12 protein-coding genes are annotated in these 12,652 nt (G+C 63.8%); 6 read left to right on the top strand and 6 right to left on the bottom strand.

All coding sequences use genetic code 11. The features are described from left to right. Positions 1–10: 10 nt before the first annotated feature. The 5 genes from AC0L2L_RS06480 to AC0L2L_RS06460 all read left to right on the top strand — a co-directional run bounded on the left by AC0L2L_RS06480 (position 11) and on the right by AC0L2L_RS06460 (position 5,202). A complete protein-coding gene (locus tag AC0L2L_RS06480; RefSeq protein WP_473576957.1) occupies positions 11–850 on the top strand; it encodes an ABC transporter permease in 840 nt (279 codons plus the stop codon). Continuing rightward, the gene (locus AC0L2L_RS06475; protein WP_473576955.1) at positions 847–1,656 is read left to right on the top strand and encodes an ABC transporter permease; all 810 of its coding nucleotides are present in this window, start codon (positions 847–849) and stop codon (positions 1,654–1,656) included. The genes AC0L2L_RS06480 and AC0L2L_RS06475 overlap by 4 nt, the downstream gene beginning before the upstream one ends. Before the next feature lie 39 nt (positions 1,657–1,695). Next, complete coding sequence (locus AC0L2L_RS06470; protein ID WP_473576953.1) at positions 1,696–2,715, top strand: dimethylarginine dimethylaminohydrolase family protein; 1,020 nt, start codon at positions 1,696–1,698, stop codon at positions 2,713–2,715. Continuing rightward, positions 2,716–3,774 (top strand): ABC transporter ATP-binding protein, encoded by a 1,059-nt coding sequence (locus tag AC0L2L_RS06465; RefSeq protein WP_473576952.1) that lies wholly within the window; start codon positions 2,716–2,718, stop codon positions 3,772–3,774. A gap of 66 nt (positions 3,775–3,840) precedes the next feature. Further along, on the top strand, positions 3,841–5,202 hold the full coding sequence (locus AC0L2L_RS06460) for a Xaa-Pro aminopeptidase (protein ID WP_473576951.1): 1,362 nt from the start codon (positions 3,841–3,843) through the stop codon (positions 5,200–5,202). Positions 5,203–5,284: 82 nt separating this feature from the next. Here the strand turns inward: AC0L2L_RS06460 and AC0L2L_RS06455 are convergent, their stop codons facing one another. Then, positions 5,285–5,587 carry a DUF982 domain-containing protein gene (locus AC0L2L_RS06455; RefSeq protein ID WP_473576950.1) on the bottom strand — a complete coding sequence of 101 codons (303 nt, stop codon included), beginning with the start codon at positions 5,585–5,587 and terminating at the stop codon, positions 5,285–5,287. Positions 5,588–5,895: 308 nt separating this feature from the next. On the opposite strand from AC0L2L_RS06455, the gene AC0L2L_RS06450 reads away from it, so the two are divergent. Further along, the gene (locus AC0L2L_RS06450; protein WP_473576949.1) at positions 5,896–7,353 is read left to right on the top strand and encodes an NCS1 family nucleobase:cation symporter-1; all 1,458 of its coding nucleotides are present in this window, start codon (positions 5,896–5,898) and stop codon (positions 7,351–7,353) included. A 45-nt stretch (positions 7,354–7,398) separates the two neighbouring features. Here the strand turns inward: AC0L2L_RS06450 and AC0L2L_RS06445 are convergent, their stop codons facing one another. The 5 genes from AC0L2L_RS06445 to tpiA form a co-directional block, all read right to left on the bottom strand. After that, positions 7,399–7,944 carry a DUF1697 domain-containing protein gene (locus AC0L2L_RS06445; protein WP_473576947.1) on the bottom strand — a complete coding sequence of 182 codons (546 nt, stop codon included), beginning with the start codon at positions 7,942–7,944 and terminating at the stop codon, positions 7,399–7,401. Beyond that, complete coding sequence (locus AC0L2L_RS06440) at positions 7,944–9,581, bottom strand: CTP synthase (RefSeq protein WP_156913442.1); 1,638 nt, start codon at positions 9,579–9,581, stop codon at positions 7,944–7,946. The genes AC0L2L_RS06445 and AC0L2L_RS06440 overlap by 1 nt, the downstream gene beginning before the upstream one ends. A gap of 167 nt (positions 9,582–9,748) precedes the next feature. Continuing rightward, positions 9,749–10,879 carry a L,D-transpeptidase gene (locus AC0L2L_RS06435; protein WP_473576946.1) on the bottom strand — a complete coding sequence of 377 codons (1,131 nt, stop codon included), beginning with the start codon at positions 10,877–10,879 and terminating at the stop codon, positions 9,749–9,751. Positions 10,880–11,091: 212 nt separating this feature from the next. Next, on the bottom strand, positions 11,092–11,595 hold the full coding sequence (secG, locus tag AC0L2L_RS06430) for a preprotein translocase subunit SecG (RefSeq protein ID WP_027166210.1): 504 nt from the start codon (positions 11,593–11,595) through the stop codon (positions 11,092–11,094). 147 nt (positions 11,596–11,742) lie between these two features. Next, entirely contained in the window at positions 11,743–12,510 is a 768-nt protein-coding gene (gene tpiA, locus AC0L2L_RS06425) for a triose-phosphate isomerase (RefSeq protein ID WP_473576945.1), read from the bottom strand. Positions 12,511–12,652 lie beyond the last annotated feature (142 nt).

Raw genomic sequence — 12,652 nt, 5'->3', positions numbered from 1 at the left:
TATTGTCGCCATGTCGTCTTTCCAGCGTTGGGCCTTCGGCCTGACGGTGCCGGCCGCGCTATTGACGATCTGTCTCTACGTGGTCCCCATCCTTCAGGTGCTGGCGCTCTCATTCACCGAGCCGACCTTCGGCTTCGGCAACTATGTCGAGATGTTCGGCAGCGCCGCGATCGGGCGGGTCGTGCGCACGACGATCATCATTTCGGCGGTGACGACCGTGCTGACGATCGTCATGAGCTATGCGGTCGCCTTCGCGCTGGTCCATATGCGGCCGACCGCGCGCCGCGTCGCGCTGTTCATGGTCATGGTGCCGTTCTGGGTCTCGGTGCTGGTGCGCGCCTTTGCCTGGATCACCATCCTGCGCCGCAACGGCGTGCTCAATTCGGCGCTGGTCGGCAGCGGCGCGATCACCGAACCGCTGGAGATCGTCTACAACCAGTTCGGCGTGATCGTCGGCATGGTCCACTATATGATGCCATTCGCGATCCTGCTGCTCTACGCCAACCTTTCCGAGATCGACCCGCGCATCATCCAGGCGGCTCGGTCGCTCGGGGCCAGGCCCGTTGCGATCTTCGCCCGCGTCTGGCTGCCGCTCAGCATGCCCGGCCTTGCGATCGCCAGCTTGTTCATTGTCATCTTTTCGCTCGGCTTCCTGGTGACGCCGGCCATCCTCGGCGCCGGCCGCGTGCTCATGGTCGCCGAATATATCTCGGTGCAGATCTCCTCGACGCTGCGCTGGGGCGTGGCAACCGCCCTGTCCACGACGCTGCTGCTCGTCGTCGGGGTGCTGATCGCGGTCGCCGTGCGCAGCCCGGCGCTTCGCGCCGCCTTCGAGGGCGGACGCCGATGAGCACGCGTTTACGCCGCATCGGCGAGCGCTGGCTGCCCTGGACGGTGGCATGGCTGCTGCTTGCCTTCCTCTTCGTGCCCGTGCTGGTGGTCGTGCCGGTGGCGCTGACGGCGAAGGACTATCTGTCGTTGCCGACCAGCGGCATCTCGTTCCAGCACTTTGCCTCGCTTGCGGACTGGCGCGCCGGCTGGCTGCCGAGCATCCTGACCAGCCTGGGCATAGCCCTCGCCTCCAGCGTCGTCGCTACGGGCGTGTCGGCGGCTTTCGCCATCGGCGCCTGGGTCTACGCCGGGCGATGGCCGTCGATCCTGCGCATCGTTCTGCTCTCGCCGCTCATCGTGCCGCCGATCATCTACGCCGTCGGCATGGTGCGGCTGTGGTCGAAGCTGTCCCTGCTCGACAGCTGGCTCGGCGTGACCGTCGTTCATGTCATCCTGGCGATGCCGCTTGCGATTCTGGCGATCGGCGCTTCGCTGTCCAATCTCGACCCGCGCCTCGTCCAGGCCGCGCGCTCGCTGGGCGCCCGCCCCGCCACTGTCTTCGGCAAGGTTATCCTGCCCAATATCCTGCCGGGCACGATTGCCGGCGCCATCCTGGCCTTTATCGTCTCCTGGGACGAAATCACGGTGACCCTCTTCATCACCAGCCGCCGGCTGGTGACGCTGCCGCGCAAGATATGGACAAGCATCGCCGACGCCGTCGACCCGGCGCTGGCCGCCATCGCCACCGTCATGCTCGTCGTCACCATCGCCTGCCTCCTGCTGCGCATGACCGTTTGGGAACGTCTCGCGCAGCGCCGGCCATAATCCTCACAAATTCCGAATTTCAGAAAGGAAATCAAAGACATGTCAGCACATACCGCCGCAATGAGTGAACACGAATACCGCGAAGCGAAGTTCTTTCAGACATTCGGATCGGTGCCGACGCCGGCGTTTCACGATCCAGAGGAACAGACGAGGGTCTGGGGGCGCCCGTGGGGCTGCACGAACGATGTGGGCAAGCTGCGCGCGGTGCTGATGCATCGCCCCGGCGAAGAGATCAACGTCGTCGACAAGAACAAGCCGATGCCCGAGATCGGCGGCTTCGGCGATCCGGAGAAGGGTTGGTACTTCATGGGCAAGACCCCGCCGGATCTCGCCGCCATGCAGGCCGCCCACGACGCCTTCACCGCGCTGCTTCGCTCTGAGGGCGTCGATGTGATCCTCACCGAGAAAGCCGCGCCCGGTGCGCTGAAGTCGACCTTCTGCCGTGACAGTGTCATCGGTGTCAAAGGCGGCGCGATCGTCACCCGCCTCGCCCGGCGCGCTCGTCGTGGCGAGGAACTGATGGTCACCCAAGCCCTGGCGAGAGCCGGCTGCCCAATTCTGGGAACGTTGCACGGCGAAGCGGTGTTCGAGGGGGGCGGCTTCGCGCTGATCGACGAAAAGACGGCCGTCTGCTCGCTCTCCGTCGCCTGCAATGAGGAAGGCATCCGCCAGGTCGAGATGATCCTGAACAGCCTCGGCGTCGAGTTGATCAAGGTGCCGATGCCGGGTTATCGAATCCACATCGATGGCAGCTTCATGATGATCGACCACGGGACCGCTATCATCAACATCAACGAGCTGCCCTATTTCTTCATCGACCACCTCAAAAAGCGCGGCATGAAGCTGATCGAGCTGCCGCCCGAGGACAATGCCTTCTCGCTGAACTGCCTGGCCATCGCGCCGGGAAGGGTCGTCATGCACGCCACCCGCACCCCCCGGCTCGCCGAGCGACTGGACAAGGCCGGCATCACGATCCTGACGCTCGACTATGAATGCATCGAACTGAACGGCGGCGGCATCCATTGTTCGACAGGTCCGCTCGCCCGGGATCCGAGCTGAATGGCCTTCCTCGACATCCGCACGCTTCGCAAGGCCTACGGGTCCGCAATCGCGCTCGATGGTGTCGACCTGTCGATCGACGAGGGCGAATTCGTGACCTTGCTCGGCCCATCCGGCTCGGGCAAGACGACCCTGCTGATGTCGATCGCCGGCTTTACCTGGCCGGACTCCGGAGCGATCCTGCTCGACGGCGCCGATATCACCGGCGTTGATCCGGAAGACCGCAACTTCGGCCTGGTTTTCCAGGGCTATGCGCTGTTTCCCCATCTCTCGGTGGCGGACAATATCGCCTTCCCTTTGCGCGTGCGTAAATGGAACAACGCCCGCATTGCCGCGCGCATCGATGAAGTCATGAAGCTGGTCGGCCTCGACACGCTCGCCGCACGCAAGCCGCGCGAACTGTCCGGGGGCCAGCAGCAGCGCGTGGCTATCGGCCGCGCGCTTGCTTTCGGGCCGAAGATCCTGCTGCTCGACGAGCCGCTCTCGGCGCTCGATCGCAAGCTGCGCGACACCATGCAGCGGGAGCTGAAGCGTCTCCACCAGGAAACCGGCGTGACGTTCGTTTTCGTCACGCACGACCAGGAAGAGGCCTACGCCATGTCGGACCGCATTGCCGTTTTCCAGAACGGCAAGATAGTTCAGATCGGCAGTCCGCGCGAATTATACCGGGCGCCGGCCTCGCGCTTCATCGCGGGTTTCCTGGGCGGCAACAACATCCTGTCGGCCAAAGCAGACGGCGCGCAACTCGATCTTTTCGGCATCCGCATGCCGATGCCGGCCGCCTACGACCAGGCGCGCCACGGCGACGGCACGATCACGGTCTGGGTTCGCCCGGAAGACATCACGCTTGGTGACATGGCACCTGGCGCGGTGTCCTTTTCCGTCACGGTCGCGGACGTATCCTTCGTCGGTACGTCGGAGCGCGTCACTGTCATCACGGCCGACGGCCAGGAACTGAGCGTGCTCGCGACCACCGCGGTAGCCCGCGAGTTGGCCCCCGGCGGCACGGCATCCTGCGCTCTCCTGCCGTCGACAATTGGATTTCTGGCGCGTGAATAGCGTGCCTGCCACCCAAGCTGGTCGTCCGTCGCGGGCGCCATCGGCCTAGCATCAACGAGGACAGAAATGACCGTCACCCTGCGCACTGTGGACATCCCGGATTTCGGACTCCCGGTCGAGCGCCCTGCCATCCCGGCCGCGACTTATGAAACGCGCTGTGCTCGCGCCATCAAGAAGTCCGGCGCTGACTGGCTGGTCGTCTATGCCGACCGCGAGCACGCAGCCAACGTCGCCTTCCTGAGCGGCTTCGAGCCTCGCTTCGAGGAGGCTCTGCTGCTTCTGGGCAAGGCGGGCCAGCGCATCATAGTCACCGGCAACGAGAACATCGGTTACACGCCGATCGCCGGCCTGCCCGACATCGTCACGCTGTTGGCCCAATCGCTCAGCCTGATGGGGCAGGATCGCAGCCAGAAACCGGATCTTGTCGCGGTGCTGCGCGAGGCAGGCCTCGGGTCCGGCGATACGATCGGCATTGTCGGCTGGAAGTATCTCGAGAGCGAGGAATGGGATTTGGCGAAGCCGACCTTCTTCGCGCCGGCTTTCATCGTCGACGCCGTCGCCGCCATCGTCGGTCCGTCCGCGGTCGTGGATGCCACCCGCGTGCTGATGCACCCGGTCGAAGGCCTGCGGGCGGTCATCGATGCCGACCAGATCGCCGAGGCTGAATGGGGAGCATCGAGGGCGTCGATGGCGGTCTGGCGGATCGTTACCGGGTTCACCCTGGGCGACAGCGAGCTCGCGGCCGCGTCCCGCATGGGCTATGCCGGCGAACCGATGAGCTGCCATCCTATGTTCGCCTCCAACGACGCGAGCGGCCCCGTCATCGGCCTGCGCAGCCCGACCGCCCGCGTGCCGCGGCGCGGCGAGGGCGTCACGACAGCGGTCGGCTATTGGGGCGGCCTGACGGCCCGCGGCGGCCTGATCGCCGAGGCCGACGCCGCTTTCCTGGAGATGGCCAAGGCCTATTTCGACGGACTGATCGCCTGGTACGAGACGGCCGGAATCGGCGTCGAAGGCGGCGCGATCCACGAGGCGGTGATCTCGACTCTGGCCCGTGGCAAGCTGCGGCCGGCCCTCAATCCCGGCCATCTGGTCGGCCTCGACGAATGGATGCATTCGCCGATACGTCCGGGATCGAGCGAGCGCCTGGTCTCCGGTATGCCATTCCAGGTCGATATCATTCCAGTCCCGATGCCCGACGGTGTGACGCTCAATTGCGAGGACGCGGTGACCCTCGCCGACGCGGGCTTGCGTGCGACGATCGCCGAGCGTTATCCGGCGCTCGCGGCCCGTTTCGCCGCACGCCGGCGCTTCGTTGCCGACGAACTCGGCGTCGAGGTCAAGGAAGACATGCTGCTGCTGTCGGCCATTCCGCTTTGCCTGCCGCCATTCTGGCTGGCGCCCCAAAAGCTGTTGGTGCGGAATTGAAGCGCAGCCGGACCTTGTCGCAAAAAGGGAGTTGCTGCGCCGACATGGGCGCAGTGGCTTCATTTCAGGATTCTGGCTCGGCCTAACGCCTCAGCGCGTAGACATTGTCCACGGGCGCACCACCCAGCGGCAGCGCCATATCGTCGTCGAGCAGGCGAGTGATGCGGGCAAAGCCGACAAAGGCTTTTCTCGCTTCCTCGGCCGACATCTTGCCAGACATAGCCGCCGCGCAGCAGTTGAAAGCGCATTGATAAACCGGGCCGCGTCGTCCCGTTGGCCACTTCCGCAGGAACACCATCGCCTCGGAGACGCTATCGACTTCCTCCACAGGTTGTCCCTGCCCACGCGCAATTCGCACTGGGGTAAAGAAATGTAAGCGATCCATAGTTATCCTCCCGGTTCGACCGCAGCGCAGCCGAACCCCAATAAACGCACGTCTCGCGAATCGGTTCCAAACAAATTTGATTGCTGCCGGAAAAACTTTGAAACCGGCTGTCGGCGCTCGACACACACGAGAGAGATCATGGCGACTCAGCCCGGTGCAGGCTCAGAGCCAGCGGATAAGGGCGATTCTCATTGAATATCTTTAAGGCGAAAGCCGGCAAATGGGTTGCTTGCCGGTTCCCCTGCGTCAGGCTTAACCTCTGTGGTTAACGCGTGAGGGCGCGTTTTGCAAAAAGGGGAATACTTGCAATGACCATTCAAGGCGCATCGCCTGGCCTCTACAATGAGGACCTGGCTCCGGCAACGGTCAGGAACTGGGGACCGTTTTCGATCTTCAACGTCTGGACGTCCGACGTCCACAGCCTCTGGGGCTACTACCTGGCGGCAAGCTTGTTTCTGTTCTGCGGCGGCTTCGTCAACTTCGTCATCGCTATCGGCATCGGCTCGCTGATCATCTACGCGCTGATGAACATGGTCGGCTATGCCGGCGTGAAAACCGGCGTGCCCTACCCGGTGCTTGCCCGTGCCTCCTTCGGCATCTGGGGCGCCAACGTCCCGGCGCTGGTGCGGGCGATCGTCGCCTGCTTCTGGTACGGCGCCCAGACGGCCGCGGCATCGGGCGCCATCGTGGCGCTGCTGACGCGCCTGCAATGGTTCGACGAGTTCAACAAGAGCTCGCATCTTCTGGGACATTCTACCCTGGAGGTGATCTGCTTCGTCATCATCTGGGCGCTGCAGCTTCTGATCATCCAGAAGGGCATGGAAACGGTTCGCCGCTTCCAGGACTGGGCCGGTCCCGCCGTTTGGGTGATGATGCTGATCCTGGCGATCTATCTTTGCGTGAAATCGGGCACTTTCGCTTTTACCAGCGACATCCCGATGGATGTGCTGCTGGATAAGACCAAGGACGCCGGCGTGCCCGGTGAGCCGGGATCGTGGACCGCGCTGTTCGCGGTGGCCGCGATCTGGGTGACCTATTTCTCGGCGCTCTATCTCAACTTCTGCGACTTCGCCCGCTACGCGCCCGACAAGACGGCGCTGCGCAAGGGCAACATCTGGGGCCTGCCGGTCAATCTGATCCTGTTCTCGCTGGTCGCCGGCGTCACCACGATTGCCGCCTACGACGTCTACCACGAGGTCCTGCTCCATCCCGACCAGATCTCGGCCAAGTTCGACAGCTGGTTCCTGGCGGCGCTTGCGGCGCTCACCTTCGCAGTGGCGACGCTCGGCATCAATGTCGTGGCGAATTTCGTCTCGCCGGCGTTCGACTTTTCCAACGTCTTCCCGCGCCAGATCGACTTCAAGAAAGGCGGCTACATCGCGGCACTGATCGCGCTGGTGCTTTATCCCTTCGCGCCGTGGGAAGGCAGTGCTGCTTCCTTCGTCAACATCATCGGCGCAACGATGGGGCCGATCTTCGGCGTGATGATGGTCGACTACTACCTGATCCGCAAAAGCGAGGTCGATGTCGAAGCCCTCTACCGCGAAGACGGCGAGTTCCGCTTCCAGAGCGGCTGGCACGTCAACGCCTTCATCGCCGCCGGCATCGGCGCGGTCTTCTCGTCGATCCTGCCCAACTTCACCAACTGGCTGCCGTCCTGGTGGGGCGTCTATGGCTGGTTCTTCGGCGTGGCGATCGCGGGCGCCGTCTATTACGTGCTGCGCACCATGGCTCTCGGCGCCGGAGCCAAGGTGGCCAAGGCTTGAAACAAGGCAGTAGGCGGTAGGGATTAGGCAATAGAAAAATGCCTCCTACTGCCTACTGCCTACTGCCTCGGCCAGCCTGCGCACCGTGTTCCAGTTGCGTGACGTACCGACGCCAAAGCGCTTGTGATTGGCGGCGGCGAGCAGCAGCGAGCTCGGCCGCTGGCGCGAAAAGACCAGCCAGATGTCGCCGTCGACCAAAAGCACCTTCTCATCGCCAGCGGCGCGGGCCTGAAGTCCCGATAGGGCTTCGTCGGTGACAGGTTGGCGCATCACCCGAACCGCGACCTGGTCGCCGGCTTTCGCCGATTCGGTAGGGAACGGATTGGAAGCCGCAAGCTTCAACCAATCCTCGGCGCGGCGCACAATGATGTCGACATGGCGGCCGAAGGTTTTCTCGAAGACCTTTTCCAGCCGCTGCTCAAGCGTTGAAATTTCACCGGCCCGGGCCTCGAATACCAGATTGCCGGTCGCCACCAGCGTGCGGACGTTCTTAAGCCCCAGATCCTCGGCCATCGCCTTGAGGTCGGCCATGACCACGCGCCGCCCCTCGCCCAGAATGATGCTGTAGAGCAGCGCGACGTAAGTCTGCATCAAACCAGGCGCGACTGATCCACTGCCGCCGATATGAAGCTCGCGAACAACGGATGCGGGTCGAGCGGTCGGCTCTTCAGTTCCGGGTGATACTGCACGCCGATGAACCACGGATGGTCGGGATATTCGACCGTCTCCGGCAGAACGCCGTCGGGCGACATGCCGGCAAAGACCAGGCCGCAATCCTCCAGCCGCTGCTTGTAGTCGACGTTGACTTCGTAGCGGTGCCGATGGCGCTCGGAAATCTGCGTGTCGCCATAGATATCCGCTATTTTCGAGCCCTTGGCGAGTTCGGCCTGGTAGGCGCCGAGCCGCATCGTGCCGCCGAGGTCGCCGGCGGCCCTGCGCTTCTCCAGCATGTTGCCCTTCAGCCATTCGGTCATCAGGCCGACAACCGGCTCATTGGTCGGGCCGAACTCGGTCGACGACGCATGGTCGACACCCGCCAGCGAGCGGGCCGCCTCGATGCAGGCCATCTGCATGCCGAAGCAGATGCCGAAGTAAGGCACCTTGCGCTCGCGCGCGAACTTTGCCGCCAGGATCTTGCCTTCCGAGCCGCGTTCGCCAAAGCCCCCAGGAACGAGAATGCCGTGCACCTTCTCCAGCCACGGCGTCGGGTCTTCCTTCTCGAAAATCTCGCTTTCGATCCAGTCGAGCTTGACCTTGACGCGGTTGGCAAGGCCGCCATGCGACAGCGCCTCGATCAGCGATTTGTAGGCGTCCTTCAGTCCGGTGTATTTGCCGACGACTGCGATCGTCACCTCGCCTTCCGGATTGTGGATGCGGCTGGAGAGCGCCTGCCAGGGCTCCATGCGCGGCTTCGGCGCCGGATCGATGCCGAAGGCGGCCAGCACTTCCGAATCCAGCCCTTCCTTGTGATAGGCCATCGGCACGTCGTAGATGTGCGGTACGTCGAGCGCCTGGATGACGGCGCTTTCGCGCACGTTGCAGAACAGCGACAGCTTGCGGCGCTCTTCCTTCGGGATCGGCCGGTCGGCGCGCACCAGAAGGATGTCGGGCGCGATGCCGATACCGCGCAGTTCCTTGACCGAATGCTGTGTCGGCTTGGTCTTCAGCTCGCCGGCCGTCGGGATGTAGGGCATTAGCGTCAGATGCACATAGACCGCGTTGTTGCGCGGCAGGTCGTTGCCGAGCTGGCGAATCGCTTCGAGGAACGGCATCGCCTCGATGTCGCCGACCGTGCCGCCGATCTCGCACAGCACGAAGTCGTAATCTTCATTGCCGTCCAGCACGAAATGCTTGATCTCGTCGGTGACGTGCGGGATCACCTGCACGGTCGCGCCGAGATAGTCGCCGCGCCGCTCGCGCTCGATGATGTTCTTGTAGATGCGGCCGGTGGTGATGTTGTCCTGCTGGTTTGCCGAACGCCCGGTGAAGCGCTCGTAGTGGCCAAGATCGAGATCGGTCTCGGCCCCATCATCGGTCACGAACACTTCGCCATGTTGGTACGGCGACATCGTTCCGGGGTCGACATTCAGGTAAGGATCGAGCTTTTTGATCCGGGCGCGATAGCCTCGCGCCTGCAGAAGAGCCCCAAGGGCCGCTGCGGCAATGCCTTTTCCAAGTGAGGAAACCACGCCGCCTGTGATGAATACATATCGCGCCATGGGAGTCATCGCTTAACGCGGCCTGATTGATTCCGCCAGAGAAAAAACCGCCGCGAGGGCTTTTTCCCAAATTGGCGCCAATGCCGCGTGGGGCTGCGGCAGTCAAAACAAAAGGGCCGGCGAGGCCGGCCCTTTTGCCAGACTATCGGGGCGCGTCAGATGATGACGACCGGTTGCTATATAATAACAACCTTGGTGCCGACCCTGACGCGGCTGTAGAGGTCCATGACGTGCTCGTTGATCATGCGGAAGCAGCCATTGGAGGCGCTGGTTCCGATCGATTGCGGCGCGATGGTGCCATGGATGCGCAGATGCGTGTCCTTCTTGCCGTCATAGAGGTAGATGGCGCGCGCGCCGAGCGGGTTTTCGCCGCCGCCGGCCATGCCGTCCTTGTACTGGCCGTAGTGCTTCGGCTCGCGCTTCTGCATGTCGAGCGTCGGGATCCAGCGCGGCCATTCCTGCTTGTCGCCGACAGCCACGGTGCCCTTGAACTGCAGGCCTTCGCGGCCGACCGCGATGGCATAGCGGCGCGCCGTGGAAAAGGACTCGACGAGATAGAGGCGACGGGCGCTGGTATCGATGACGATCGTGCCCGGCTCATAGCCGGTGAACGTGACGTCCTGCGGCACGAATTCCGGCTTCACCTTGAAGGGCCGCTTGGTGTCCTTCTTGGCCAACGCCGAATCAAGCGCGCGGGTCTCGGGCAGATAGCTGATCGAAGTCGATCGTCCGCCGCCGCCGAAGAGACCGTCGAACAGACCGCCGCTGCTTGCCTGCTTCTGGCCGGGTTGCTCACTGCGCAACTCGCCGGTATTGCCGGTGGCGGTGACGTTCATGGCCTCAGCCGGGATCGGCTCCTCGGTGTTGAGCGAGGCGATCGGCGCCATTGGCTCCAGCGGCGCGATGATCTTGGTGGTCTTCTTGGCCAGCTTGGCGTCGGCGATTTCAGACGCAGCGTTCCCGCCGCCCTTCTTGGCGAGCCATTCCTGACGCGCGGCATCCGCCTTGGCCTTGGCCGCCTCGCGCATCGCCAGTTTGCGGGCCTCGAGCGCCTTTTCCTTGGCGGCTTCCTTGTCGGCCGCGATCTTGGCCTCGAGCTTGCTGATCTGCGCGAGATCGTCCGAGCTCGGATTTTTCTTCTTCTTGAGAAGCCTCAGCTGCGATGCGTCGCCCTTGGCGGCGACATTGATGGCGTCAGTCTTCTCGAATGACGGTGATGTGGCCAGATTTGCCGGTCCGGCAAGGGCCGCGGAACCCATGCCGAGGACGGCACAGACTCCCAAAATGATGAAGCTGCGAAGCTGCATGGCGAAGATCCGATCGTTCTATACGAGTTGCCCACGGCGTCGCCCGGCGCCCCCCAAGGGCGCCGAAAGTGCCGCGCGCAATCTATAATCGATTAGCCGTCATCGCCTCAAGCTGAGGCAGGCGCTACGCCCGGTTGAATCTTCGTGATCGGGCGGCATTTGCTGCGACTGTGTTCAAAGAACAACAGATCGCGGCCCAGGTGCTTGCCCGGCTACTGGTTCGGAACCTGCGGGGTGACCGGCAAGGTGACGCCGTTGGCTGCCGGTGGCGTGGTTGGATTCGCGGGCGCCGGGGCTGCCGGGGCCGGAGCGGTGGTGCCATTGGCGAGCGGCGTGGTGGTCGTCGTGCCGCCCGACGGAGCAGCGGGGGCCGTGCCGCCGGCCGGAGCCGCGGGCTTGGAGGTGCCCACCGGTCCGTTGGAGCCCGGCAGCTGGTTGAGCACACCGTTGCCCGAGGTCGACGTCGCCGGACGATCGAGAATGTCGATCGGCTTTTCGCCGTAACGGGCAATGATCGACAGCGCCAGCGACGTCACGAAGAACGCGGCCGCCAGGATTGCGGTGGCGCGGGTCAGCGCGTTGGCGGCGCCACGCGCCGTCATGAAACCGGAACCGCCGCCGATGCCCAGGCCGCCGCCTTCGGAGCGCTGCAGCAGCACCACGCCGACAAGGGCGAGCACGACCATGAGGTGGACAACAATCAGTACGGTTTCCATAATTTATCCTGGCGAGGCCCTGCTCGGCCGCGCATACGACCGGTGTTTTGGAGGCGGCTCCTTACAATGCTTTGGTGGCATTTCCAAGCCCGTGGCCGGGAATATGGGAAGCAATGCCGCCATTACAACGATTTATCTGGCGTGAGCCTAAGCGATGTTCATGTAAGCTTCCGCGATCGCGAGGAAGTCGGCCGCCTTCAGGCTGGCGCCGCCGACCAGCGCGCCGTCCACATTCTGGACGCCCAGCAGTTCAACCGCGTTGGACGGCTTGACCGAGCCGCCATAGAGAATGCGCATCCTGGCGGCGGCATCGCCGAGCAATCCGGTGAGCTTGCCGCGGATATGCGCATGCGCCTCGGCGACGTCGGCGGCGGTCGGCGTCAGACCGGTTCCAATGGCCCAGACCGGCTCGTAGGCAATGATGCTGTTGGCGGTGGTGGCACTCGCCGGCACGGAACCGTCGAGCTGACGCGACAGCACATCGAGCGTCGCGCCAGCTTCGCGTTCGGCGCGCGTCTCGCCGATGCAGATGATGGCCACCAGCCCTGCTCGCCAGGCGGCCGATGCCTTGGCATGGACAATCGCATCGTCCTCGCCGAAAAGCTCGCGGCGCTCGGAATGGCCGACGATAACGTGGCTCGCGCCGGCGTCCTTGAGCATCTCTGCCGAAATCTCGCCCGTAAAGGCGCCGCTCTCCTTGGGGTGGCAATCCTCTCCGCCGGCTCGCACCGGCGTCCGCGACAGGATCTCGGCGGCGCGCTGGAGCAACGTCGCCGGCACGCACACCACCGCTTCGGTCTCCGCATCGAGTCCGCTCATGAACCCGTTGCCGATCGACCGCAACTCGTTGAGGGAGGCGCTGGTGCCGTTCATTTTCCAGTTGCCGGCGACAAGCGGACGGATTCCAGGGGTCATGGGGTGCGTTCTCCGAGCGACATTAAGCAGCGCCCTCACTACCAAAATCAGGTCACAAAGCAATCGACAGTGGGCCGGAAGGGCGCTATTGCGCTTGTTTCAGACTCGGCGCATCCGAAAATGCGCATAAATCGGAAGTATG

Source organism: Mesorhizobium sp. WSM4832 (genome assembly GCF_055811115.1).
This window is presented reverse-complemented; position numbering and strand designations above follow the sequence as displayed.